Below are 25,265 nucleotides of genomic sequence, written 5' to 3' on the forward strand. Positions count from 1 at the left end.
TAGATACACGTTTCGCCGTAATCAAAATGCACTTACTAAAAGGAGCGATAATTCATGAGATCCGATCTTTTGCATTACATTAACGGAGAATGGACAGAATCTTCGGGCAAAGATACTATCGAAGTGATTAATCCTGCTACAGAAGAAGTGATTGGTACCATTAGTAACGGCACGAAAGAAGACGTTGACCGCGCAGTGAAAGCGGCACGAGCGGCTTTTCCACATTTCTCACAAACGTCTAAATCTGAACGCATTGACCTGCTACATCGAATTGCTGAAGAATATGAGAAACGAAAAGATGACTTTGTTGAAATGATTACACAAGAGCTCGGAGCCCCTGTAAAAATGAGCAACAAAGTCCATTACAATATGGGACTCTCTCATTTTAAAGAAGCGGCAAAGCAGCTAGACACATTCGAATTTACCGAGAACCGTGGGTCGACGCTTATCCGGAAAGAATCGATCGGTGTGAGCGGCCTCATTACCCTTGGAACTTTCCGACAAACCAAACATCGACGAAACTTGCCAGTGCCTTTGCTGCTGGAAGTCCCGTTGTGTTAAAGCCTTCCGAGCTCACACCGTATGCAGCGATCATTCTTGCTGAAGTATTCGAAGCGGCCGGCGTACCTAAAGGAGTGTTCAACCTCGTAAATGGATCAGGCGAAACCGTCGGAGATGCCATCAGTTCTCACCCAGACATTGATTTTGTTTCCTTTACAGGTTCTGGTGCTGTCGGACAGAAGATTAGTGAAAACGCTGCCAAAACGGTCAAACGTGTGCACTTGAACTCGGTGGCAAATCGCCGTTAATTGTTTTGGATGATTATGATGTGAAGAAAGCAGCCAAGATCGCTGTTTCAAACGTCTTGGCCAATTCCGGACAAGTGTGTACAGCTGCAACCCGAACGCTCGTATCCAAAGCAAAACACGACGAATTTGTCGAAGCGGTTAAAGAGGTGCTTCCGAAGTTCCCAGTAGGTGACCCAAGGGATGAGAATACATTTTATGGCCCTCTCGTCGCCGAGAAACAATACGACCGCGTCCAAGATTACATTAAGAAAGGCGAGGAAGAAGGCGCGACGTTACTTGCTGGAGGTACAGGTAAACCTGAAGGGTTGGAAAAAGGATATTACGTAAAACCTACCGTGTTTACGAACGTCAACAATGACATGGTTATTGCAAGAGAAGAAATCTTCGGTCCGGTCATGTCAATTATTACGTACGATGATCTCGAAGACGCCATTCGAATTGCAAATGATACCATTTATGGTCTCGCAGGTTATGTTGTTGGAGATGATCCAAAAACGGTGGAATATGTTGCATCTTCCATCCGAGCAGGCAGAATCTCAATCAATACACCTCCTGCTGATTTCTCCGCCCCGTTTGGTGGTTACAAACAGTCGGGTATAGGTAGAGAATGGGGAGATTACGGCATTGAGGAATACCTCGAGATCAAATCTGTCGTCGGGATGTCCTCATAACCGATCAAAGACACAACACGCATGAGGAGCAGCAAATATGTTCAAACGTTGGTTCAAAAAGAAGAGCTGCTTCTTTTGCAAGAGCAGCCAAGGACACATGAGACCGTACTACACTCTGGAAAATGAAAAGATCTCCGTTTGTGAAAAGTGTTTGGAGTACGCGGAACGAAGAGCTTTTCGAAAAGGGTGATTATGAACAACGAAAAAGCGTCCATAGATTGGGCGCTTTTTTTAGTTCTGGATGGCTTATCTCATAGAAACAAAATCAAACTGGTTGCCATGACGGCCATACCGAGTACTACACCGTATATGGTCATGTGACCGTCATCGTATTTTCTTGCAGCTGGTAATAGCTCATCTAAGGAAATAAAAACCATAATGCCAGCAACTGAAGCAAATACGAATCCAAATGACATCTCATTCAAATACGGCATGAGAAACAAAAAGGCAACGACGGCCCCTAAAGGCTCTGCTAGCCCTGACATGAACGATAACTTAAACGCTTGCCAACGACTGCCAGTTGCATAGTAGACCGGTACACTTACAGCAATTCCTTCTGGAATGTTATGGATGGCGACGGCAATTGCAATCGCAACCCCGAGTGATGGATCATGCACAGCAGAGGCGAACGTAGCGATGCCTTCAGGGAAGTTATGAATCGCGATCGCTAATGCGGTTAACGTCCCCATTTTCAAAAGTTCTGGATTATCCCGCAACACACGTGCCCTCGGCGCCCTCATCTCCTCGACCTTTTTAACTTCATGAGGATTCTTCTCGTCAGGCACACACCGGTCAATGATCGCAATCATGAGTATGCCGGCAAAAAAACCACCGGCAGTGAGCCAACTACCTGTGTCTCCAGTCGTACTCGCCGTCATCGCTTCATGAGCTTTTGGTATAATCTCCATAAATGATACATAAATCATCACACCTGCTGAAAATCCTAATGCCCAAGACAAAAACTTCGTATTTGTGGTTGAAGTAAAGAATGCAATAAAACTACCAATGCCTGTAGAAAGACCTGCAAACAACGTTAGTAGAAACGCTAGCCACACTTCTTCACTCACAACCCACACCCCTTTTACACTTCGCTGGTTGTCCTATATATATGTAGGGATTTACCGTTCATGAGCAAGAAAGCGCGTGTAACGATTTTCTCGCAACCGCGACTAAAATAAAAAGACGAACGTCCAATAAGGAGAATACGATGAAGAAAACATGGTTGTTCATTTTACCCGCCTTATGCTTGCGTCTTGCGGGACGAATCCATCACAAAACAGTGGAGATCAAATTCATATTGGCAATGTTGATGACCTTACTGAAGGTTATGTTTTAGGCATAACAGATGAAACGATTACACTGAATATGTCCCCAGCTCATCAAGCTCATGCTCTTGAGGAAGGTTACGAATTTACGGATATGATGCTTCGCTCAATGGATGTCGTTCGGACGGATGAGCTCGATGTGATTGACCGTAATGGATCAGTAATTGAAGATCCAGATATTGAAGAAGGAGAACGGTTACGGTTTGATTTTGACATGGCAGAATTCGATGATATTGAAGGGCCAATTGAGCTCGACTACGTTGTCGTAGATCCTGTGACAGCAGAGGAAATTATTGCGGAATATACGCCTTCAGAGCCTGGAGTCAACATCGGCTATGTTTATGATGAAACTGATAGCTTAGATGATTTGCCAGAAGAAGACGTTAATGACTTACTCGATCATCCAAACGTGTTAGATGTTTACTACTTGCCTCAATCAGCCGAAGATAATGGCCACAATTACGAAGAGATCTTTGAGATCGAACGTTACCTGCTGGGTGTTGTTTGATGAAGATGAAATGTGACGGTTTATGAATCTTTGGAAGATGTACAAGCCGAATTGGACGAGTACTAGTCCAATTCGGTTTTTATAATTTATATCTGAAAATTACGATTAAAAAATCTATTGATCGGGAATTGGACAAGTAGCCGAATGTGGCAATTCTTTTCTGGAGGGATTCGAATGTCAAGCAATCGCGCAGTCGTGTACCAAGGACCTGGTGAAGTTACTGTTGAAGACATTGCCTACCCTGATCTCGTGTTACTAGATGGCCCTGGTGTACCTAAAGCAAATGTAAACCGTAAATGTGAGCACGGGGTGATCTTGAAAGTCATTACGACGAACATTTGCGGTAGTGACCAACATATGGTTCGCGGTCGGACAACCGCTCCGCAAGGTTTAGTTCTTGGTCATGAAATTACAGGCGAAGTGATTGAAGTCGGTAGAGACGTGGAGTTTGTTAAGAAAGGAGACATTGCTTCGGTGCCATTTAACATCGCATGTGGTCGGTGTGTGATGTGTCAGACGCAAAAAACCCACATTTGTACGAATGTGAATCCAGAACGCCAGGTGCTGCGTACGGTTATGTGGATATGGGTGGATGGGTTGGCGGACAATCAGAGTACGTGATGGTACCTTATGCTGATTTCCAATTACTCGTCTTCCCAGACAAAGATCTGGCAATGGAGAAAATCTTGGATTTAACGATGCTAACGGATATTTTCCCAACCGGTTTTCACGGCGCGTATACGGCAGGTGTCAAAACGGGATCCACCGTCTACATCGCCGGGGCAGGCCCTGTTGGTTTAGCGGCTGCTCACTCTGCTCAACTTCTCGGAGCATCAGCAGTTATCGTCGGAGACTTGAATGAGCGGCGTCTTGAACAAGCCCGTAGCTTCGGATGCGAGACCGTTAATCTAAAGGAACATGATCGTCTCGGTGAACAAATTGATCAGATTCTAGGCGTACCAGAGGTGGATGCAGCAGTTGACGCGGTCGGGTTTGAAGCATCAGGCACGGTGAGGCGGGTGAACAACCTGCCGCAGTCCTGAATGCGATTATGGACGTTACCCAAGCCGGGGGTAGCCTTGGTATTCCGGGGTTATATGTGACTGAAGATCCTGGAGGTGTCGACGACGATGCGAAAACCGGCTCTTTAAAAGTTCGGTTCGGTCTCGGTTGGGCAAAAGCTCATTCCTTTACAACCGGACAAACTCCTGCGATGCAATACAACCGGAGCTTAATGAAATCCATCCTTTCAGGAAAAGCGAACATTGCCAAAGCAGTAAACGCTGAGCTCATCTCATTGGACGAAGCGCCAAAAGGGTACGCTCATTTCGATGAAGGTGCTGCCAAGAAATTCGTCATTGACTCACGATGGTAAAGCGTTAAGAAAAAAGCAGTAAGGGGAGAGCCGACCCCCTTACTGCTTTTCTTTCATTAAATCAAACTAATAATAATACTCACAACGACGATGAGTCCAATAAGCATGAGAATTGTTCGGATCATAAGTAACCGCTCCTCATTTCTGTCATATGTGTCTATACCTAAACAGTGAAGGTTTCAAACAAAAATGAGAAAATTGAGTCGTTTGTGCCACTAGAAAAACCACTAGCCGTGCCAGTGGTCCTACAATTCATTAAAACGTAATGACATTAAAGCCCATGAGCGCAACGATAACGAGAAGTACGATCACACCAATAAAGGCGCCGATACCATTCTCTCCCCGCTTCGCTTTGCCAAGAGCCATTTCCATTAGGCCGATCATAACGACAGCTAAGATGCCTTTAACAATGTAAACGAGCGGCCAGCCCATCGGAGCGAGCATACCCACACCTGACACGAGCATAATGATAAAGAACAGACGAAGAATCATATGAAGAATTTTACCAGGTTTGTTCTTGTGACTCGTAAACAAAAAGTACGCAACGATAAATAGAGCCGCAACAAAGGCCCAAGAGCCTTGATGTGAAGCAAAGAACATATCAAACATTTTTTACACCCTTCCTGTAATCCTACTCTCTTTCATTCTAACAGGATTACCCGAATCCATCACTTTATATCCTTTCTAATCACTAGTTTACTAACGAAATATGAACAGAAGATGAACAGAAAAGCTGTTTCTATGTAGCGTAAAGACGAACTGCCCACATCACTCTTATGATGCAGGCAGTACGGTCAATTCCTTATCAAAATATATCATCAAATCTTCAACATGTAATTATTTCTCTTGTTCTACCAATACTTCAAGGTCATTTACAATTGGAGAATGATCGACATCAAGTCCATCATACGTTTCAATTACACGACCATCCATATCGACAAGGAATGTTTGCGTCGAGTGAATGATATCATCGTTTTCAGGGTGCGCTTGAACAACACTATTAAAAGATGCTGCAGCAAAATTCTCTACTTCCATTCTGTCATAGCCTGTGAGAAAGTCCCAATTAGAGAAATCTGCATCATACTGCTCTCCGTATGCTTTTAACTGCTCTGGCGTATCGTGATCTGGGTCCACCGTAAATGAAATCAAATTCACATCTAGCTCCCGCTCATTTAATTCATCTTGAAGTTCGGTCATGTTAGGGGTCATTAAATTACAAACGGTCGGGCAACGCGTAAAGACATATTGACGAGAGAGTACTTTCCTTTCAAGTCTTCGTTTGATACAGTCTCGTTATCCTGATTCGTATACGAGAAGTCATGCAGTTCTAAATGTCCCCCGTCTGTCGCTGTTGTTGGTTCTTCAGCATCGCCCGCTTCCGGTTCAGACGAACCACATGCTGAGAGTACGAGCGTAAGCGCGAGTGCACTAATGAACATCCAATGTTTTCTGTGCAAATTCCTTCCTCCTTTAGATTTCGTCTGTGGTTCATGCTTGTTTAAGACGTTTCTCTACTTTGAGGAATATGCACAAGCTTGGCAACTATGTCTAATTCAGGACAAGAATATTTTACAATCTTTCTTGAAACGATCGGAATCGCTAACCTAGAAGGTTTACAACCTCGTCTTCGATTCGTTCAATTGATACTCCAGGACCGTACCGTTCAACGACATTGCCGTGTCGATCAATGAGAAACTTCGTAAAGTTCCACTTTATTTTACTTGAGCCCACTCCTTTCGTTGCGGATGTGAGCCTGTCATAAAGCGGGTGAATGTTTGCGCCTCGAACGTCTATTTTCTTAAAAATCGGAAAAGTTACACCGTGTTTTGCTTGAAAGACTTTCGGAATCTCTTCATCATTGAGCGGCTCTTGATTCATAAATTGATTGCTCGGAAAGGCTAAAATTTGAAATTGGTCGTCTTTGTAGCGTTCATACAACTCTTGTAAACCCGTTAATTGATGAGCAAACCCGCAGCGACTTGCCGTATTTACGATCAACAACACACAGCCTTGATATTTTTCTAGTTTATGCTCCCCGTCAACAAACGACTCTACGGACACCTCGTAAATTTGACTCATCGGAAATCCTCCCGTCTTTCTTCATGTTTACCCGCGCTCATCCGTGTTCAACCTTCATTTGTTGTCAAGCAGATCAAAATCACTTTATAATAGAAGAACATACTTTTAGTCTATTCATCAAGGAGGAAATCAATTTTTATGACACAACCAAAAGCATTGACCATCGCTGGATCGGATTCTAGTGGCGGAGCAGGTATACAAGCAGACTTGAAAACTTTCCAAGACCTAGGCGTATACGGAATGAATGCATTGACGACGATTGTCGCAATGAATCCTAATGGCTGGAGTCACAACGTGTTTCCACAACAGCGTCTACGGTAGAAGCACAACTAGACACGATCTTTTCAATCGGCGTCGACGCGATGAAGACAGGAATGCTCGGGTCCGTTGACGTAATTGAGTTGGCAGCGAAAAAGATTGAAGAACACAACGTTCAGAAGTCCGTCGTTGATCCCGTTCTCGTATGTAAAGGCGAAGAGAGGTACTTCACCCAGAAACAGCCGACGCATTACGTGAAGTGTTGGTGCCGAAGGCTTACGTTGCAACCCCGAACCTTTTTGAAGCTTCACAACTGGCTCAAGTTGACAAGATCACAACGATTGAACAAATGAAAGAAGCAGCAAGCATTATCCACGACAAAGGTACACAATTCGTCGTCGTTAAAGGTGGAAAGCAGTTAGATTATCACCTTGCCGTTGACCTCGTCTATGACGGAAAGACATTCACATTGCTTGAAACCGAGAAAATTGATACTTCATACAACCACGGTGCGGGCTGTACATTTGCTGCAGCGATTACCGCAGAACTTGCGAAAGGCACTGAAGTCAATGAAGCGATTAAAACAGCAAAAGCATTTGTTTCAGCAGCGATTCGCCACGGCATTCGCTTGAACGAATACGTCGGTGCTGTGCGTCACGGTGCGTATCGCACGTTTGGTGACGAGACGACGATTACTTCAACATCGATCTAACGAAAAAGAAGCCAGGCTCACCGCCTGGCTTCTTTCTTATAATTGCTCGTTTATTCGTTTAACGTGGTTGTATTCTTCTTCGCGTTTCTTCTCTACTTCAATGATCTTCTCAACATCTGCATGATACTCTCCAGTGCTATACCCATGAGACTGGTGCATCGCTTTCTCCATAAGCTCGGTGTAATTCATCGGTTGTTCATTACTCTTCACGTAGTAATCCTCCCAATATTCATAGCCGCTACAAGCGGTCTTACTCTACATTTACCCGAACTGCTGTTAATGAAACGTCAGATTTTCTTTCGTAACCAATCTGCAAATGTGTTCAAGTAAGAAAGTAACGCTTCGTCTGTCTCCTTGTCACTTAACTGCCCATTTGTTTCAAACTTATCTGGGGCTTTGGCTACCTTCAATGAATGATCCTCCATAACCGTTGCACCTGCAGCTTTTAATGTTTGAATCACCTGCTGTTGCGCCCCAGCTGTTCCACTATTGGTCGGGGTTACTCCAATCACACCCGCAAAATGCCCATTCAGCATATTCTCATTCGCATCACTACCCGCCCAATCTAGCGCATTTTTTAACACACCAGGAATGCCCTGGTGATACTCCGGTGTCACAATGAGAACACCGTCACTCTTTTGAATCGCTTCTTTAAAATCACGAATCTGCTCAGGATCACCGTCATTTTCAAGATCACCGTTAAACAAAGGGATATTCTTAAGTGGGTATTCGGTAATTGCCAGCCCAGGAACTTCTTTCGATATGGCTTGACGAAGCAGTTTTGTATTTAGTGACGCGGATCGCAAACTTCCACTAATACCAATGATATTTAACGGTTTCATATGATAGAACTCTCCTTATTGCTATATATTTGCGAAAAAAAAAGCAGCTCCGCAGGGGACAGCGGAGCCACAACAGAGGATGAGGGATGCAGGCAGGGCCGGTTGGCATTCAGCGACTCGATGTGTTACAGGGGGGACACACCAAGGCTGATCAGGAGGGCGTAGTTCCTGTATGCGAACGAGGAGTTATGTTTAACGGTCGTCGTCCGTAGACTCCCGTGTGCTGCACGTGTGCAACGGCTCCATGTTCTTTCACCGGTTACCCTGTTGGTAAATAGATACCTTTTATCGGAATGTTTCAAACCTGTTTTTTTAAATTATTTACGAAAAAATATAAGAATTGTAACCGCCTTACTTTTTCTCATCTACAAAGTGGTTTATGATAGATAAGGTAGACAACAATTCTAACGTTTACTACTTACATTCATTATGCACAGGGAGCGATTGAGATGGATTATCGAATTGAAAAAGATACACTCGGTGAAATGCAAGTTCCTGCCGATAAATATTGGGGCGCGCAAACACAGCGTAGCGTTCAAAACTTTCCGATCGGCAAAGAGAATATGCCTAGAGAAGTCGTGCAGGGCTTTGCCATCTTAAAAAAAGCAGCAGCGAAAGCAAACGAAAGCTTAGGCAAGCTGGATAGCGAACGAGCAAATGCCATCGCACAAGCAGCCGATGAAGTACTTGAAGGAAAATGGGACAGCCATTTCCCGCTCGTTGTATGGCAAACAGGAAGCGGAACACAATCCAACATGAACATGAACGAAGTACTTGCTAGAAGGGGTACAGAAATTCTTAAAGACAAAGGTTCAGACACAACGATCCATCCAAATGACGATGTGAACCGTTCCCAAAGTTCCAATGATACATTTCCAACGGCAATGCATATTGCAGCGGTAAGTGATGTCAACCAAAAGCTTCTCCCCGTACTTGAAACGTTGAAAAATACGATTAATAAGAAATCTGAAGAGTTCAATGACATCATTAAAATTGGTCGTACTCATTTGCAAGATGCAACACCACTTACGCTCGGGCAAGAGTTTAGCGGCTGGTATGAAATGCTAAGAAAAAGTGAAATGATGATTTCTGAAAGCATTCAACACCTCCACGATCTTGCGATCGGCGGAACAGCTGTCGGAACTGGGATTAATGCACACCCAGAGTTTGGAGAGCGCACAGCCGCTTTTATTAGCGAATTCACATCTTTTCCATTCCGTTCTGCGCCGAACAAGTTTCATGCGCTAACAAGTCATGACGATACGACGTATGCCCACGGTGCCATTAAAGCATTGGCTGCTGACCTTATGAAAATTGCGAATGATGTACGTTGGCTCTCAAGTGGTCCAAGATCAGGAATTGGTGAATTAACCATTCCTGCAAATGAGCCAGGAAGTTCGATTATGCCTGGAAAGGTTAACCCTACACAAAGCGAAGCACTCACAATGGTCGTCACACAAGTGATGGGTAATGATGCGGCCATCGGGTTTGCAGCAAGCCAAGGAAACTTTGAGCTAAACGTCTTTAAACCTGTAATTATCTACAACTTCTTACAATCCGTGCAATTGCTTACAGATGCGATGAAATCCTTCCACGATCGTTGTGTTGAAGGAATTGAAGCAGAGAAAGAGAACATTGAGAACCACGTGAAAAACTCACTAATGCTCGTTACAGCGCTAAACCCTCATATTGGGTATGAAAACGCGGCTTCCATTGCGAAAACAGCTCATCAAGAGGGACTTACACTAAAAGAAGCTGCATTGAACAGCGGCTTATTAACCGAAGAACAATTCCACGAGTGGGTTGATCCAGCCAAAATGGTTCAACCATCCGAATGATACAACGAACCACCGAGCGAATGATTTGCTCGGTGGTTTATTCATCGTATGTGTAACGAACGACATACTTTTTATTTTTTAAACGAATGACTTCCACAAGCGGACCGACTTCATAGCCCCCGTGCCAGTTATCTTCAAGCTTCGCTTTTATGCAGCTCGCTTGAAACTTCGTATGATACGTCTCTTTCCAATAAATCCAACGCGGTCTATACATCAGGACGTTCCTTTCATAAAGTCTTCAACCAATCAACTCTTCATCTTCTCGAATCTTCATGTCTTTTTTTGCTTTTCCCTCTTGCTTATCGCGAATGCGATGCGCCAGTCGGGCAGATGCATTTGCGGCAATGCTACACACGAGATCATCCAAAAAAGTGTTCACTCGTTCCGACGCACGATCCAAATCTCGAATAACCCCAGTCTTCTCTTTATCAAGATAACCAAATGTAGTCACAGCAATGCTACCGAAACCAAATACTGAACCGAGCGCAATCGTTTCATCCACCCCAAATAATCCTTCATCGGATTCAACTAACGCTTGTAACGGTGCTGACAATTGCTGTTTTTCAGCCAGACAATCAAGTTCCACACCGACGAGAATCGCATGTTGAATTTCTCTTTTCATTAACACCGCATCGACGCTGTCTATACATTCAGATATCGTTAAGTCTTCAGCATATGGGTGTTGTAAAGCATACACAATATGACCGATATCTTCAACCGTAACCCCGCGGTTTTCCAAACGCTCCCGTGCCGCTTTCTCAACAACATCCCCTTTTACAGGTTGGTTCTCTTTCCCCATATGAATTCCCCCTTAGCTAATATACTATCATATTCATGCCATCCCCCAAGCTCCACAAGATTATGATACAATACGTCTAGATTCTAGTTGTAATAAAGGAGATAACGAGATGGAAGGATCCGTTCAAACCATTGCATTTAAAAGTACAATTTTAGACACAGAACTTGATCTGCAACTGTACATTCCACCGAACTATCACGAAAACATTGCGTACAACATCGCCATTACCGGAGATGGCCAAGATTTTTTTAAGTTAGGAAAAATTGATCAACAGATGGAAACGTTCATTTTGGAAGAATCTGGCCTGACACGATCGTCGTTGGCGTTCCTTACCCAAGAGTTTCAACACGGCGCCTATGGTATGCCCCGCTTGGGGAACAAAAAGATGACTACATTCGTTTTCTAAAAGATGAATTGCTTCCTTTTCTTTCAGAAAGATATCATCTGCTGGGCAGCGCTGAAGGTCGTTTACTTCTCGGCGATTCGCTATCGGCATCGCTCACGTTAATGGCTTGCATTCAGGAACCTGACACATTCCAGCGAGCAGTCATGTTCTCTCCTTATGTAGACGATACACTGTTGTCTCTCGTTGCAAATAGTGACGATTTGCATCGCTTTACCGTGTACCACACCCTCGGTAACAAAGAAAACGAAGTGAAGGCAACAGATGGACGGATATTGGACTTTGTAACGATGAACGAGCAATTACATGCAGCGTTAGATGGCACATTGAAACACTATCAATATAAAGTGATCGAAGCGGGTAACCATACATGGTTTACGTGGGCGCCAGAACTTCCACACGCACTCGATTATCACTGGTCATAAGGAGGAAGAAAGCTATGGAAGTGACCATCGCTCAAACAGAAGAAGAAATGAAAGGCGTGCAACACGTGCGCTACGAGGTGTTTGTGAAGGAACAACACGTCTCCGTTGAAGAAGAATGGGATGAATACGAGGATTCCAGCATCCACTTTCTCGCTCACGACAACCATACCCCTGTAGGTGCGGGTCGTTTACGTTGGGTAGAAAATACAGGGAAAGCAGAGCGTATTTGCATTCTGTCCTCCTATCGTGGTACAGGCCTTGGACGTTTAATCATGAGCGCGCTTGAAGATACGTACAATCGCAAAACGGCAAGGAAGTGGTTCTCTCTGCCCAAACTCATGCACGCCCCTTTTATGAAAAAATCGGATATAAGGTAACGAGCGAGGAAGAATTTCTTGATGCGGGTATCCCTCACGTTTCCATGAAAAAAGGTATAGAATAGATGGTAAAACCGCTGTGCAAACGAACGTGCACAGCGGTTTTTTTAACCAAGACCGTCAATTCTTCTTCCTTTGCCCGTGACAAAGCGTTCGGAACGTTGCCGATAATAAAAAGAAGAGGCATAATCATCGGTAGGTTCTTTATATTTTCGGTACACTTCATATCGATGTACCGGCTGTACGCGCGAAGCGGCATGAATAAGATTTGATGGACGCTGGACCCGATTGCCGTATTGGCTGGCTGTCTCATTAACGTTTGCTGGAACATATCCCACTTCAATCCCTCCTTCATAGCGATTACCTTTATAGAACTTGTATACCCGAACTCTTCGTCGTTTACTCCTCTTGTCCGTATTTGTTTACATATCGTTCTAACCCTTGATAAATCAGGATTTTTACGAACTCAAATAAAACTACACACGCTTTAGGGTAAACGTACATACGATATAGCGAACATGAAGGAAATCCTAAAGGAGTGATGAACGTGAGCTGCGGTCGCAAAGACTTTGATACCGGCAACTGCGTATGCGATGCGGTGCTTGCGATTAGTGAAGCACAAGATGCCGTTGATAAAAAAACTGGAAACTGCGCGAATAGTTGTTTCTCTAATCTGCTTAAACCAAACGGGCGGATTAACGACACAATTCCATTCATGCTAAAAGGGAAGACCGGAGAATTATTCTGGGCTACCGGCGGTCTAACTGCTGATTTCCCTGATGTTTTCGAATCTGTATTCTTCAGAGTAGAGAACATTTGTGAGAAATCTTGCTGTGCTACACTATCCTTGCTTCGCCCAATCGGTGACATCTTGTTTACACAATCGTGCTGCGTCGATCCAACGTCTTTATCTGATGTAGTCTCTCTTGAGCGCACAAACTGCTGCATTGAAGTAGATCTAAGCTGCTTCTGCGCAATCCAATGCGTAGACCCAGGATTGGTAGACAATCCAGTCGCACCTCCAGGTCAATAACTGGAGGGCACTGGAAAATGTTAAGCAAACGTTTCGATCGTTAGGTCGACAACGTCCTCGTATTTAATCGTCACAAGATAAGGTAACTGCTGGGTCTGCATCGTAAACTGCTCATCTTCAACAGCGGTAACGTTGCCGACCCAGGTCTCTTGTGATGTTTTACACGTACACACTGTCGGCTGCAAATTTCTCATTTTAAACAACAGATCTACCTTTTCTTTTACCGTTTTTTCGGAAAATGGTTTTTTATCTTTCTTTTGTACAGGCTTTTCCTCTTTACGTTCGCTCACTATTGTCTTCTCTGTACTTACTTTGTCACTAAGTGCGTCCCGAAGAAGCTCGTTCGCTTCCATAGAATTGTTCGATTGTTGCCAATCAAACCCTAAATGCCTAGACAGGTCAAAAGAACGTTTCTTTTGCATTGGGGTTTCCTTCGGTGTTTCTGCTTTTTCTTGAGGAGCTGCCTCTTGTTCCTCTGCCTGTTCAGCTTCCTCGAATAACTCTTGGTTTCTTCGTTTATACAATACTTCTAACTCATTATCTCCTTGTGAAGGTAAAGAATGTTCAGGGTTGTCAATATATAAAAGTGGTTGTACACGATTAATGATCCGCTTTGTTCGCATCATCTGCCTCCTTAACTTGTATTGTTTTCATTGTATTCAGCCGTCTACAAGCTATGCAAATTCTTCTAGTTATTCGCCCGTTTTCCTCTCGTACTCACACCCAACGATACACTGCTGCATAGGTTAGTATGGAGAGCAAAGGGTTCTCTAAAGAATCTATATTCCAGGAGGAATGTTACATGTCAGATTGTTGTCACCAAGGCGGTAACCAAGGTTTAGGCGGATTTGCATTTGTAGTTGTGCTCTTTATTCTCTTAATTATTGTTGGTTCTGCATACTGCTAATGCAAAGAAAACAGCCATCCATAACGGATGCTGTTTTATCGTTTATTGTGGTACCGGTGTGTCTTCTTGTGTTTCAATAATCTTTTCGATGTGATGACAAGCGGCCATGTGACTATCGTTCATAAGCTCTGTAGAACGAAGTTCTGGCTCTTCTGTTTTACACACTTCTGTTGCAAACGGGCAACGCGTATGGAAACGGCAACCACTTGGCGGGTTCATCGGTGACGGCACATCTCCTTGAAGCACGATACGCTCTCGCTTCTTCGTCGGATCAGGGATCGGAATCGCCGAAAGTAATGCTCGTGTATACGGATGTCTAGGATGATCAAAGAGATCCTTCTTGTCAGCAATCTCGACAATCTTCCCGAGATACATAACGATCACACGATCAGAAATGTGACGTACAACACCAAGGTCGTGAGAGATAAACAAATACGTAAGGTTCAATTCGTTTTGAAGTTTCTTCAAAAGATTCAACACTTGTGCCTGTGTCGACACGTCCAATGCGGATACGGCCTCATCACAAACAATGAGCTTCGGGTCGACCGATAGCGCTCTTGCGATACCAATTCGTTGACGTTGCCCACCACTAAATTGGAAAGGGTAACGTTCCGCTTGTTGCGGCCTTAAACCTACAAGTTCCATTAACTCACGAATTCTTGCTGGACGTTCGCTTTTAGGCACAACTCCTTGAATTGCCATTGCTTCATCAAGAATTTGTTTTACTTTTTGTCTTGGATTGAGTGACGCATATGGATCTTGAAAGATGATCTGCATTTCTTTTCGTTTTTGCCTAAGATCACTTTTCTTTAGTTCCATTAAGTTATCGCCATCAAAGAAAATCTCCCCACCCGTCGGGTCATCTAGTCGCAAGATGGCACGGCCAGTCGTTGATTTCCCGCACCCAGACTCACCAACGATACTTAACGTTTCGCCTGGATTGATGGCGAATGAAATATCATCCACAGCTTTTACATCAGCCATCTTACGGTTTAGAATTCCACCTTTTACTGGGAAATACTTTTGCAAGTTCTTCGCTTCAAATAATGGAGTCGTCATTGATTCGTTGCAACTCCTTTCGTTGGGTTTGAACCATTCCACTCGTCAGTGTAGATCCAACAGCGTGTTTGTCCACTCGTATTTTCACTCTCAACATTGTTTGAAGGAGATGCGAGCTCTGGGTGATTTTCGATACAAAAATCAGTTGCATAAGGACAACGCTCAGCAAATCGGCAACCGTCCGGCATATTTTGTGGTGAAGGTACGGTTCCTGGAATCATTTCCAACTCATCTAAATCAATGTCATGACGAGGAATCGCATTCATCAACTTGTGTGTATGGATGCAGCGGTCGTGTAAATAGTGTTTTTACATCTGCTTGCTCCACAACTTCTCCAGCGTACATAACGACCACTTTGTCTGCAGTTTCCGCGATAACCCCAAGGTCATGCGTAATCATGAGCACAGCCATTCCTGACTTCTCTTGAAGCTCTTTAATTAGCTCAAGAATTTGCGCTTGAATGGTCACATCTAGTGCTGTCGTTGGCTCATCGGCAATTAATAACTCCGGATCACACGAAAGCGCAATCGCAATCATGACACGCTGCCTCATCCCCCTGATAATTCATGAGGATAACGCTTCGCCCGGTCTTCTGGCGCAGGAATTCCAACGAGAGTAAGCATGCGAATTGCTTCTTGCCAAGCCGCTTTCTTATCAAGCTTCTTATGAATTCGAACGGCCTCAGATACTTGATGTCCAACCGTGAACACCGGATTTAATGAAGTCATTGGTTCTTGGAAAATCATTGATAACCGGTTTCCACGGTATTTCGCCATCTGTTGCTTCGTTTTCTTTAGAAGGTCGTCTCCACTAAGGCGAATGGATCCACCTACAATCTTGCCAGGGTGTTGAATGAGTTGCATGACCGATAGTGACGTGATGCTTTTACCAGAACCAGACTCACCAACAATCCCTAACGTTTCATTATTACTTACACTAAAGTCCACACCATCTACAGCTTTCACTTCGCCATCTGGCGTGAAAAAGGATGTACGCAAGCCTTCTACTTCCAAAACAGGTGTCTGTTCATTTGAAGCCAATGTCCATGACCTCCTTCTATATCCAACCGGAAATCATCTTCCGATCATTTAGTTCAGTTCAATTCGTTTGTTCAAAATACGATAGGCAATGTCAACGAGGAAGTTCACGAAAACGAATGTTACCGCAAGGACGATAACCGTACCTTGAACGACCGGGAAGTCACGTTGCCCAATTGCGTCAACAACCAGCCTTCCTAGCCCGTTGATCGCAAATACATTCTCTGTAAGAACAGCTCCACTTAAGAAATAACCAAACTGCAAACCAATAACCGTTACAACAGGAATCATTGCATTTCTGAATGCGTGCTTATAGATGACGAGGTTTTCTTTAACCCCTTTTGCACGTGCTGTTCGAACGTAATCTTGATCAATGACTTCGAGCATACTGGATCGGGTCATCCTCGCAATGACTGCAGCTCCTGCCGTACCCATCGTAATGGCCGGCATGATCACTTGTGCAGGTGTTCCCCACCCTGACGTTGGCAGCCAACCTAGTTGTATTGAGAACCAATAAATGAGGAGTAAACCTAACCAGAAGTTTGGCATTGATAAACCAACAACAGCAATCGCCATCGTTCCGTAGTCACGTAATGTATTGCGGTACGTTGCAGATAAAATCCCGAAGAATAGACCTGCTGTTACAGCAACAACCATGCCCCATAATGCGAGTTCAACCGTTATGAAAAACCGGGGGGCGATAATATCAATCACGGGTTGTCCAGTTCTAACGGACTCACCTAAGTTAAACAATAGAAGGTCTCCAAGAAATCGACCATATTGAACGACTAACGGGTCATTCAACCCTAAGTTTTCTCTCATTTGTTCAAGCTGAGCTTCTGAAGCAGCCTCTCCGGCCATGACTTGTGCGGCATCCCCTGGTACGAGCTGGATAATTAAAAAAGCAACGAGGGTGACACCTAACAGTACCGGAATGAGTTGAAGCAGTCGGCGAATAATAAATATATGCATGTCAAATCCTCCTACTTTTTCGACCTTGGGTCTAACGCATCACGAAGTCCATCACCTAACATGTTAAACGACAATACGAGAAGCACAATGGCAATCCCTGGGAATATCGTTAAATGAGGATTCTCCCACATGTATGAACGTCCATCATTAAGCATGGCTCCCCATTCCGGTTCAGGCGGCTGAACACCGACACCGAGGAAGGAAAGTCCGGCTGCACTTAAAATCGACGTTGCAATTTGCAATGATGCTTGGACAATAATTGGAGATGATACGTTCGGTAAAATATGTTGAAAAATGATTTTCCCATCTTTGGCCCCAAGAGCGCGAATTGCCTCGACGTACTCAATGCCTTTTACTTCAAGAACAGATCCACGAACTATTCTGGCAAAAACAGGTATGTTGTAAATGGATAGGGCGATGATGACATTAAACATGCTTGCGCCTAATGCACTAACAATGGCTAGGGCTAACAAAATCCCTGGGAATGCAAGCATAACATCTGCTGCACGCATGATAATCGTATCTACCCAACGACCGTAGTACCCAGAAACAAGTCCTAAAAGTATTCCGAATACAGCACCGAAAAAGACAGAAACCACACCGATAAACATCGTCAAGTGCGTACCGTAAATAATTCGGCTAAAAATATCTCGACCGTTTTGGTCCGTTCCGAACCAGTTGTCTGCTGATGGTGGTGCAAATCGATTTAAGATGTCTGTCGATTGGTAACTATGCGTCATCAACAGTGGTGCTAAAATGATAATAAGAATGAAGAATAGTAAGATGATCCCACCGACGAGCGATGACTTGTTGCGGACCAGCTGCTTCATCAGGTTCTTAAACCGTGATTCCGGCGCCCGATTTCCGCTTTGGCCGTGCTCTCATTAACGGTTGACCCCATGAACTGCTCAACCCCTTCTCTTTCATTGTTCTGATGCATGAACACGTGTATAGTGTGGCTCAAAATCATCATTTTACGCTGTTCGTCTTATTATATCAATGTTCGAAATGAAAACAATATAACCGTTGCAAATTCTTCCTAATCGTCAACGATTCGTAGCTTATTTCGACATTCTGTATTGATTTTTGCTTTTTTCTAACAAATTAGTGTTAGACTTAGTCTCGGTTGAACCTCCTTCTTGATGAATAACAAAAATCAATACTTAACAGCTTACAACAGGAACTATTTGTTGTAAATCGTAAATATTTGTTTCGTTTTGTTAATTTTTTCGCAAAAAAGAGTATTGAAAGTTTTTGATTCGTAGTTTATAGTAACCGTAAACTGGTTTTCTTACAACAAGGGGGATAAAAATTGAAAAAGTTTAAAAAGTCTAGCGCATTCGGTTTAACAGTTGCCGCTGCGTTCGCACTCGCTGCATGTTCGACAGATCCAGAAGAGGCACCAGAAGACACTGAAGGCGGAGATATATCCGAGGACACTGAAGTGTCAGAAGATGATGACGTTTCCGACGATGGAGCAGCCGGAGACGGTGGAGAACTCGTTATCGCATTATCTGCAGATGGCGTCTCTCTTGACCCTCACGGTCAAAATGATAACCCATCAGCGAAGTACCGTTCTCTCATTTATGAAACGTTAATGACGTTCGATCCAGAAACGTATGAATTGGTTCCAGGTCTTGCCGAAGAATATGAACAAATTGACGAAACAACGTTTGAGTTCACTCTACATGAAGGTGTTGAATTCCACAACGGTGAAGAACTTACTGCAGATGACGTTGTCGCGACATTTGACCGTATGCTTGACCCAGACATTGCCGCACCTTCAGTCTTCCTATTTGAAATGATTGATAGCGTAGAAGCCATTGACGAGTATACTGTCCAAATGACGACAGAATTTCCATTTGCACCGCTTCTTTCCCACTTAGCGCATAACGCTGGGGGTATTATCAGTGAGACAGCAATCGAACAAGATTACGCTGGAGAAATCAACCTTGATGTTGGTGAAGGCGAAGCCGGAACCGGTCAGTTTGTGTTTGATGAGTGGAACGAAGGCTCTAACCTCCGCATGCTAAACAACGAAAACTATTGGGGAGAGCCAGCGAATATTGACAGTGTTTATTTTGAAGTCATCGGTGAAGACTCCACACGTATGGGAAGTCTTTCCAACGGTGAAGTGCACGTTGCTGACCTTATTCAACCAGCATTGGCAGATCAAGTAGACGCTTTTGATAACGCAAGTCTTGTGAGTGTTCCAAGTTTAAGCCTTACGTATGTAGGAATTAACACAGAGGTTGAACCGTTTGATGATGTACGTGTTCGTCAAGCGATCTCTCTTGCAATTGATAACGATGCTCTCGTAGAAGGTATCTACGAAGGTTATGGTGAGCCTGCAAAAGGACCGATCAACGATCTCGTGTTTGGTTATGACCCTGACATTGATGACATCGGTTATGACCCTGAAAGAGCTCAAGAATTACTCGAAGAAGCAGGATTGGAAGACGGATTTGAATTCACACTTCTTATGAATTCGGATAACCCAGTTCGTGAGCAAACGGCAGTTTTAATTCAAGATCAACTTAGTGAAATTGGTGTTACAGCAAGCCTTGAAAACGTAGAGTGGGGTGCTTACCTCGACCAAACAGGTGAAGGCGATTCAGAAATGTTCGTCCTCGGTTGGGTTACGGTAACAGGGGATGCCGATTACGGTATGTATTCACTCTTCCACTCTAGTCAACACGGAAATGCTGGTAACCGTTCATTCTATACGAACGAAGAAGTCGATGACTTGCTTGACCAAGCACGCCAAGCAACTGACGACGATGAGCGTTTAGAATTATACAGCCAAGTTCAAGAAATTCTCGTAGAAGAAGCGCCAATGCTTTACACTGCATTTGATGAACTGCGCATTGGTGTAGCTGACTCTGTAGAGAACTTCTACCAAGTACCAAACGGTCAATTTGACCTTTCAGAAGTGACAATTACTGAAGGCGCAGACGTTGGCTACTAAAGTTTAGAAACGCGCGGGGCAAGGGATATTGAATATCCCTTGCCCCGTTTTTACTTAAATGAAATTCGAACCCGTATTTTCAACTCTCATACGCAAACCTGTTTTTTGAGCTGATGTGAAAAGAGGATTAGATAAGTTAAACTTTTGAGTTTTTCATTTGCGCTGGTGATGCTCGATTTCCACCGCCTTTGCAAGGCAGGAGAACCGGTCGAAGTTCACCATAAGCGCTCATGAAAGTTAACAACACTTTTTGTATTTAAATTGCTTCCAAAGAGCCTCAATTGGAAACAGAATTACTCTGTTACGCCCCTTTGGGCCCGTTTTGCTTCCAATCGATTGACCGTCCTTTATGGAAGCAGATCGAGCCCTTTAAAGAGAAAGTGCGTCAGTCTACTTTCAAAGCCTTCTTCATTCTCCCAATATCTCTTTAACGTTAGCTTCATACGCTTTGCCTCGCTCACAATCAAGACATTTCTCAAACTCGGTCATGTAGCACAACACCTTGAGTCTTTACGACATCTTTCGTTCAGTAAATTTCTCTCGTTCAACATATGTAGATCATTTTATTGAGGATTGGTTCTCTAGAAAAATTGCTGAACGATCGGTGCCGCTCCCCTCTTCATGTAAACAAACGGCTATCATCTTTCAACTTATCAATGACTTCCTTCCATCATTTCCTTGTTAAAATGTTCTCCGAACAGCCGTCGCACGTTTTGTACGCATCCGTTAACTTCATTCACGTTAAGCACGACAGTTTATGAATCATCACTTTTATGGTACACTTCTTCCGCACTATAGAACTCGGTTAGGAGGTGGCCGCATGCAACTAGAATCGACGACGCGATCAAGTCGCTATTATACATATTTATTAATTATTGCTATTTTAATTATTGCATCTACATTACGTTCTCCAATGACATCCGTCGGCCCGCTCATCCCGTTTATTCGAGACGACTTGGACATTGCCAATTCAACAGTTGGACTTTTAAATACCCTTCCACTTATCGCATTCGGGCTTTTTTCGCCATTTGTTCCGAGAATTTCTAGAAAGTACGGCATGGAAATGACACTGCTTTTTGCGATGCTCGTTCTTGCTGCAGGCATATTCGTAAGATCAGTCGGATCGGTGTCGTTACTACTTACTGGAACGGTTCTGTTAGGCTTAGGAATTGCCGTTGGAAATGTGCTCATGCCAGGTCTTATTAAGATGAGCTTCCCTTATCGAATCGGATTAATGACCGGTATTTATTCGGTTTCAATGAATGTGTTTGGCGCCTTCTCATCTGGTGTATCCGTTCCTCTTGCTACGTCAGAACAATTTGGTTGGCAAGGAGCTCTTCAGTTATGGGGGATACTGGCAGTATTCGCGATCGTCATATTGCTTTTACGATTACCAGCCATACTTTCTGAAGAAAAGAAAGTACCAGGTCGTGTTGACAATCAGCCATCCCAAGCTCTATTTAAGTCTAAAATCGCTTGGGCAGTCACCCTGTACATGGGCTTTCAATCGTTTATCCCGTACAGTATCTTTACATGGTTGCCTGATATGATGCTCGTAAAAGGTTTGATGCAACCGAGGCAGGCTGGTTTATGGCAATCTACCAAGCAGGCTTAATCCCAGCAACGTTTATCGTTCCGATTATCGCTGCGAAAATGGCAAATCAACGGGCGCTTGCTTTTTTATCAGGTGTGCTGTTATTTACTGGATTACTCGGTACGATGCTGACAACATCCTATCTGATCCTCGCTTTTCTCGTTCTCACGGGAATGGGCGCAGGAACGACATTTAGTCTAGCCATGGTCTTCTTTGTTTTACGCACAAGAACCATTACCGAGTCTGCTCAGCTTTCAGGAATGGCGCAATCTGTCGGTTACTTGATCGCCGCGACTGGACCGATTGCACTCGGTAGCTTAGCTGATTGGTCAAATGGGTGGACATTTCCTTACCTCATTCTTATGTTTGTTTCTGCTTGCATCGCATTATTTGGCCTTGTTGCGGGGCAGAATAAACAAGTCATTGAACAAGCTAACGTTTAATAAAAAGCCGGGTTTACAACGAAATAATCAAACCTCAAAACAACCCAAAATATAAACCGAAGGACTAAAAGCCTCTAAATGAGAGTTCCTAGTCCTTCGGTTTTTCAAGGTCTATAATCTTTTAACCGGACGACACCAATATACATAACGTCTCGCCGAAAAATGGCCGAGCATTAAAAAAGGAGCATGCTTTTGAACATGCTCCTTACTCTCCTTGTAACCGCTCAACTTGAGCACAAATCTCGTGTTGCCAACCATTGTCATTTGTTGCATAGGCTAGATATGACATTGCTTGTAGCTTCTCTTTTTCCCAGAAGTAGTTTTGTAAAAATGTTTTACTTTCTTCTAACTCTGCTTGTTCAGGGCCAGACAATGTGCGAAATTCTTCTTCTAGTACGAGACGAATAAATCGTTCAGCTACTACGGTATACATCGCATTCACTCACTTTGCTCTAATAAGGATGGTGTATGGACAGTATATCCACAATCACCCATTCTTATAAGAACTAGCCCATTCCGATAATATGATACCCACCATCAACGTGAATGACCTCACCTGTGATGCCCTTAGATAGGTCACTCATAAGAAACAGGGCTGTATTCCCTACCTCTTCAGTCGTGACCGTTCTTTTTAACGGAGCTTTTTCTTCCATTTCTTTTAAAACAGTATTGAAACCAGCAATTCCTTTAGCAGATAGCGTACGAATCGGACCTGCTGAAATGGCGTTCACTCGTATTTGTTTTGCTCCTAAATCATTTGCTAAATATTTCACACTTGCATCAAGAGCCGCTTTTGCGACACCCATCACATTGTAATTTTTCACGACTCTCTCACCGCCGAGGTACGTTAGCGTAATGATTGAACCGCCCTCTGGCATCATTTCATATTTTTCAATGGCGTGTGAGACGGCGGTTAAGGAGTAGGCGCTAATGTCGTGAGCCAACAAGAAGCCTTCTCGAGATGTTTCAGTAAACGTACCTTCAAGGTCTTCTGTCTTCGCAAACGCGATGCAATGCGCTAGACCGTGGATCGGTCCAACATCAGCTTTAATCTGTTGAAACGTCTTATCAATTTCATCATCATTTGTAATGTCACAAGCATAAATGTATTTTTCCTGATCAATGGACGCGGCTAGCTCCCGCACATTCTTCTCTAACCGATCCCCAGCATAAGTAAATACGAGCGTAGCTCCTGCGTCTGAGAGGCTTCTTGAAATCCCCCAAGCGATACTTCTTTTATTTGCAACTCCCATAACGACATACGTTTGACCTTCTAAAGATAATGCCATATGTGTGAACCCCTTTCCAATCCGTTAGATCACTACTTCATTCTAGTACCTGGTCATAATCATACCACACTCCTCTAAAAAAATCACGAATCGGTCACTAGAATTACTGCGGCGAAACTGATATATTTTAAAAATACGCGGGGGTGTAGAAAATGGAAGAGAAATTGGACTTCATCGGTGATGTACACGGGTGTTTTGACGAGTTACAGCTACTTTTACAGCAAATGGGCTATCAGGAAGGTTCACATCCAAACGGTCGAAAACTTGTTTTTATCGGCGACCTTACTGATCGTGGACCAAACTCCTTAGACGTTATTCGACTTGTTTATAAACTCGTGAACGTCACACAATCGGCGTATTACATCCCTGGAAATCATTGTGACAAGTTGTATCGATATTGGAAAGGCAACCGCGTAATGATCCGACATGGGCTTGAAACTACGGTTGCGGAGTATGAGCAGTTGCCTAAAACAGAACAAACGAAAATACGGAGACAGTTCATGCAACTGTACGAGCAATCCCCTCTCTACCAAGTATGGAATGATGGGCAAATTGCCGCTGCCCATGCAGGTATTCGCAGGCAAGATATTGGAAAAAGTGCTCATCGTCTGCGTTCTTTTCTCCTTTATGGAGATGTCGATCACCACCAACAACAACCAGGCAAGCCACCGGTTAGAAGAGACTGGGCAAAACGGGAAACCAACATAAACCCGATCATTATTTATGGTCATACACCGGTTCCTAAACCACGTGTGAAAAACCGCACAATTAACATCGATACTGGGTGCGTGTTTGGCGGCTTCCTAACCGCATTTCATTACCCAGAACGAACGTTCACGACGCAAAAATCAAATGAACCCTTACAAGTAGATGCATTTAATCACGAATTTGATTATGAAACCCTCGATATGGATTAAGAAAGGATAAGATTTTGATGATAAAAAAATACAGTCTACTTACTGCAATGATTCTAATGGTGTTAGCAGGATGCTCAGAGGCTGAAGTGAGCATGATCCTGAAGAATCAATGATCTACGTTGTTAACGATCCCGCCTCCATGACCGTTAATGCGAGAATGATTAATGAAGGTTCTAGCGATACAGATACACTCAACTTTAATTATGATGTAACCGACGAATCGTTGCTCGAGTCTATTGATGCTGATGCGCTTTTAGAAGAAAATGAGGAGTTCACAATCGGAGCAGACAATGCATTTGTACTGAATGTGACCATCCCTCTTAGTGAGCCATTGACTGCCGATGAGCTCAGCGGAGGAATTGAAGGCTACGTTACCGATATCGCTGGAAATGAAATTTACCGATTTTCATTTGACCATATTGAAGAAGCATAATTGTGAGTCATTTAAATGGAAATATTAAAAGAGGTGTGATCTAGATCACACCCGAAACGATCTAGATCGCGTTAATACGATGGGTTTTTCCAGACACTGAGCGATCTTTATGGAATGAACGAAACACTTTCTTGATTTACACTGTTGGGTGTTGGGTTGGAGGGGTAGCGCGGTGCTATTTTTGCTCAGTTT

The 25,265-nt window shown here is 43.7% G+C and carries 26 protein-coding genes and 6 pseudogenes; 15 read left to right on the forward strand and 17 right to left on the reverse strand.

The window, feature by feature from the left end:
* Window positions 1-54: 54 nt before the first annotated feature.
* Window positions 55-1,480, forward strand: a pseudogene (locus JCM19037_RS12840) (aldehyde dehydrogenase family protein).
* A gap of 251 nt (window positions 1,481-1,731) precedes the next feature.
* On the opposite strand, the gene zupT reads toward JCM19037_RS12840, so the two are convergent.
* Entirely contained in the window at window positions 1,732-2,547 is an 816-nt protein-coding gene (zupT, locus tag JCM19037_RS12845; RefSeq protein WP_042401702.1) for a zinc transporter ZupT, read from the reverse strand.
* A 151-nt stretch (window positions 2,548-2,698) separates the two neighbouring features.
* Between zupT and JCM19037_RS12850 the strand changes: the two genes are divergently transcribed.
* Both JCM19037_RS12850 and fdhA read left to right on the forward strand, forming a co-directional pair.
* Window positions 2,699-3,313 (forward strand): hypothetical protein, encoded by a 615-nt coding sequence (locus tag JCM19037_RS12850; protein WP_042401704.1) that lies wholly within the window; start codon window positions 2,699-2,701, stop codon window positions 3,311-3,313.
* A 174-nt stretch (window positions 3,314-3,487) separates the two neighbouring features.
* Window positions 3,488-4,688 (forward strand): annotated as a pseudogene (fdhA, locus tag JCM19037_RS12855) (formaldehyde dehydrogenase, glutathione-independent).
* Window positions 4,689-4,943: 255 nt separating this feature from the next.
* Here the strand turns inward: fdhA and JCM19037_RS12860 are convergent.
* The 4 genes from JCM19037_RS12860 to JCM19037_RS12870 all read right to left on the reverse strand — a co-directional run bounded on the left by JCM19037_RS12860 (window position 4,944) and on the right by JCM19037_RS12870 (window position 6,767).
* Entirely contained in the window at window positions 4,944-5,297 is a 354-nt protein-coding gene (locus tag JCM19037_RS12860) for a YisL family protein (RefSeq protein WP_042401707.1), read from the reverse strand.
* A 228-nt stretch (window positions 5,298-5,525) separates the two neighbouring features.
* The gene (locus JCM19037_RS22990; RefSeq protein ID WP_052363874.1) at window positions 5,526-5,885 is read right to left on the reverse strand and encodes an SCO family protein; all 360 of its coding nucleotides are present in this window, start codon (window positions 5,883-5,885) and stop codon (window positions 5,526-5,528) included.
* Window positions 5,886-5,896: 11 nt separating this feature from the next.
* Entirely contained in the window at window positions 5,897-6,145 is a 249-nt protein-coding gene (locus tag JCM19037_RS22995; protein WP_052363875.1) for a hypothetical protein, read from the reverse strand.
* 142 nt (window positions 6,146-6,287) lie between these two features.
* Entirely contained in the window at window positions 6,288-6,767 is a 480-nt protein-coding gene (locus JCM19037_RS12870) for a glutathione peroxidase (RefSeq protein WP_042401710.1), read from the reverse strand.
* 138 nt (window positions 6,768-6,905) lie between these two features.
* Here JCM19037_RS12870 and pdxK point away from each other — a divergent pair.
* Window positions 6,906-7,737 (forward strand): annotated as a pseudogene (pdxK, locus tag JCM19037_RS12875) (pyridoxine/pyridoxal/pyridoxamine kinase).
* A 36-nt stretch (window positions 7,738-7,773) separates the two neighbouring features.
* On the opposite strand, the gene JCM19037_RS25825 reads toward pdxK, so the two are convergent.
* Both JCM19037_RS25825 and JCM19037_RS12880 read right to left on the reverse strand, forming a co-directional pair.
* Window positions 7,774-7,947 (reverse strand): hypothetical protein, encoded by a 174-nt coding sequence (locus JCM19037_RS25825; RefSeq protein ID WP_193744172.1) that lies wholly within the window; start codon window positions 7,945-7,947, stop codon window positions 7,774-7,776.
* A 77-nt stretch (window positions 7,948-8,024) separates the two neighbouring features.
* Complete coding sequence (locus JCM19037_RS12880) at window positions 8,025-8,579, reverse strand: NADPH-dependent FMN reductase (protein ID WP_042401713.1); 555 nt, start codon at window positions 8,577-8,579, stop codon at window positions 8,025-8,027.
* A 449-nt stretch (window positions 8,580-9,028) separates the two neighbouring features.
* Between JCM19037_RS12880 and fumC the strand changes: the two genes are divergently transcribed.
* Entirely contained in the window at window positions 9,029-10,417 is a 1,389-nt protein-coding gene (gene fumC, locus JCM19037_RS12885) for a class II fumarate hydratase (protein WP_042401716.1), read from the forward strand.
* A gap of 37 nt (window positions 10,418-10,454) precedes the next feature.
* On the opposite strand, the gene JCM19037_RS25830 is transcribed toward fumC, so the two are convergent.
* A complete protein-coding gene (locus JCM19037_RS25830; RefSeq protein ID WP_193744170.1) occupies window positions 10,455-10,631 on the reverse strand; it encodes a hypothetical protein in 177 nt (58 codons plus the stop codon).
* Window positions 10,632-10,655: 24 nt separating this feature from the next.
* Complete coding sequence (locus JCM19037_RS12890; protein ID WP_042401719.1) at window positions 10,656-11,216, reverse strand: phosphatidylglycerophosphatase A; 561 nt, start codon at window positions 11,214-11,216, stop codon at window positions 10,656-10,658.
* Between the two features lie 109 nt (window positions 11,217-11,325).
* Here JCM19037_RS12890 and JCM19037_RS23000 point away from each other — a divergent pair, with 109 nt between their 5' ends.
* From JCM19037_RS23000 to JCM19037_RS12900, 3 genes and pseudogenes are all read left to right on the forward strand, one after another.
* A complete protein-coding gene (locus JCM19037_RS23000) occupies window positions 11,326-11,622 on the forward strand; it encodes a hypothetical protein (RefSeq protein ID WP_052363876.1) in 297 nt (98 codons plus the stop codon).
* Window positions 11,529-12,044: an esterase family protein gene (locus JCM19037_RS23005; protein WP_238544720.1), complete on the forward strand. Its 516-nt coding sequence runs from the start codon at window positions 11,529-11,531 to the stop codon at window positions 12,042-12,044. The genes JCM19037_RS23000 and JCM19037_RS23005 overlap by 94 nt, the downstream gene beginning before the upstream one ends.
* A 47-nt stretch (window positions 12,045-12,091) precedes the next feature.
* Window positions 12,092-12,486 (forward strand): annotated as a pseudogene (locus JCM19037_RS12900) (GNAT family N-acetyltransferase).
* A gap of 42 nt (window positions 12,487-12,528) precedes the next feature.
* Here JCM19037_RS12900 and JCM19037_RS12905 read toward each other — a convergent pair.
* The gene (locus JCM19037_RS12905) at window positions 12,529-12,759 is read right to left on the reverse strand and encodes a hypothetical protein (protein ID WP_042401722.1); all 231 of its coding nucleotides are present in this window, start codon (window positions 12,757-12,759) and stop codon (window positions 12,529-12,531) included.
* A 209-nt stretch (window positions 12,760-12,968) separates the two neighbouring features.
* Here JCM19037_RS12905 and JCM19037_RS12910 point away from each other — a divergent pair, with 209 nt between their 5' ends.
* The gene (locus JCM19037_RS12910) at window positions 12,969-13,454 is read left to right on the forward strand and encodes a CotY/CotZ family spore coat protein (protein WP_042401724.1); all 486 of its coding nucleotides are present in this window, start codon (window positions 12,969-12,971) and stop codon (window positions 13,452-13,454) included.
* 20 nt (window positions 13,455-13,474) lie between these two features.
* On the opposite strand, the gene JCM19037_RS12915 is transcribed toward JCM19037_RS12910, so the two are convergent.
* Window positions 13,475-14,080, reverse strand: a complete 606-nt coding sequence (locus JCM19037_RS12915) for a CotO family spore coat protein (RefSeq protein WP_152549065.1) — start codon at window positions 14,078-14,080, stop codon at window positions 13,475-13,477.
* A 176-nt stretch (window positions 14,081-14,256) separates the two neighbouring features.
* Between JCM19037_RS12915 and JCM19037_RS24415 the strand changes: the two genes are divergently transcribed.
* A complete protein-coding gene (locus tag JCM19037_RS24415; protein ID WP_152549066.1) occupies window positions 14,257-14,361 on the forward strand; it encodes a YjcZ family sporulation protein in 105 nt (34 codons plus the stop codon).
* A gap of 42 nt (window positions 14,362-14,403) precedes the next feature.
* Here JCM19037_RS24415 and JCM19037_RS12920 read toward each other — a convergent pair whose 3' ends face one another.
* The 4 genes and pseudogenes from JCM19037_RS12920 to JCM19037_RS12935 form a co-directional block, all read right to left on the reverse strand.
* Entirely contained in the window at window positions 14,404-15,420 is a 1,017-nt protein-coding gene (locus JCM19037_RS12920) for an ABC transporter ATP-binding protein (RefSeq protein ID WP_042401729.1), read from the reverse strand.
* Window positions 15,417-16,460 (reverse strand): annotated as a pseudogene (locus tag JCM19037_RS12925) (ABC transporter ATP-binding protein). Before JCM19037_RS12925 ends, JCM19037_RS12920 begins: the two are co-directional and overlap by 4 nt.
* Before the next feature lie 48 nt (window positions 16,461-16,508).
* Entirely contained in the window at window positions 16,509-17,429 is a 921-nt protein-coding gene (locus tag JCM19037_RS12930) for an ABC transporter permease (protein ID WP_042401732.1), read from the reverse strand.
* An 11-nt stretch (window positions 17,430-17,440) separates the two neighbouring features.
* Window positions 17,441-18,277, reverse strand: a pseudogene (locus JCM19037_RS12935) (ABC transporter permease); the annotation flags it as partial.
* Between the two features lie 464 nt (window positions 18,278-18,741).
* On the opposite strand from JCM19037_RS12935, the gene JCM19037_RS12940 reads away from it, so the two are divergent.
* From JCM19037_RS12940 to JCM19037_RS27395, 3 genes are all read left to right on the forward strand, one after another.
* On the forward strand, window positions 18,742-20,397 hold the full coding sequence (locus JCM19037_RS12940) for a glutathione ABC transporter substrate-binding protein (protein ID WP_042401735.1): 1,656 nt from the start codon (window positions 18,742-18,744) through the stop codon (window positions 20,395-20,397).
* 820 nt (window positions 20,398-21,217) lie between these two features.
* Entirely contained in the window at window positions 21,218-22,012 is a 795-nt protein-coding gene (locus JCM19037_RS12945; RefSeq protein WP_238544716.1) for an MFS transporter, read from the forward strand.
* Window positions 21,988-22,434 carry a hypothetical protein gene (locus JCM19037_RS27395; RefSeq protein ID WP_238544717.1) on the forward strand — a complete coding sequence of 149 codons (447 nt, stop codon included), beginning with the start codon at window positions 21,988-21,990 and terminating at the stop codon, window positions 22,432-22,434. Before JCM19037_RS12945 ends, JCM19037_RS27395 begins: the two co-directional genes overlap by 25 nt.
* A gap of 205 nt (window positions 22,435-22,639) precedes the next feature.
* Here the strand turns inward: JCM19037_RS27395 and JCM19037_RS12950 are convergent, their stop codons facing one another.
* Both JCM19037_RS12950 and fabI read right to left on the reverse strand, forming a co-directional pair.
* A complete protein-coding gene (locus JCM19037_RS12950; protein ID WP_042401738.1) occupies window positions 22,640-22,867 on the reverse strand; it encodes a hypothetical protein in 228 nt (75 codons plus the stop codon).
* 73 nt (window positions 22,868-22,940) lie between these two features.
* Window positions 22,941-23,723: an enoyl-ACP reductase FabI gene (gene fabI / locus JCM19037_RS12955; RefSeq protein ID WP_042401741.1), complete on the reverse strand. Its 783-nt coding sequence runs from the start codon at window positions 23,721-23,723 to the stop codon at window positions 22,941-22,943.
* A gap of 152 nt (window positions 23,724-23,875) precedes the next feature.
* Here fabI and JCM19037_RS12960 point away from each other — a divergent pair, with 152 nt between their 5' ends.
* Together JCM19037_RS12960 and JCM19037_RS12965 are read left to right on the forward strand one after the other, a co-directional pair.
* Entirely contained in the window at window positions 23,876-24,640 is a 765-nt protein-coding gene (locus JCM19037_RS12960) for a metallophosphoesterase (protein WP_042401743.1), read from the forward strand.
* A 139-nt stretch (window positions 24,641-24,779) separates the two neighbouring features.
* Complete coding sequence (locus JCM19037_RS12965) at window positions 24,780-25,073, forward strand: hypothetical protein (protein WP_042401746.1); 294 nt, start codon at window positions 24,780-24,782, stop codon at window positions 25,071-25,073.
* Window positions 25,074-25,265: the final 192 nt, after the last annotated feature.

Source organism: Geomicrobium sp. JCM 19037 (assembly GCF_000698105.1).
Taxonomy (GTDB): Bacteria; Bacillota; Bacilli; order Bacillales; family Marinococcaceae; genus Geomicrobium_A.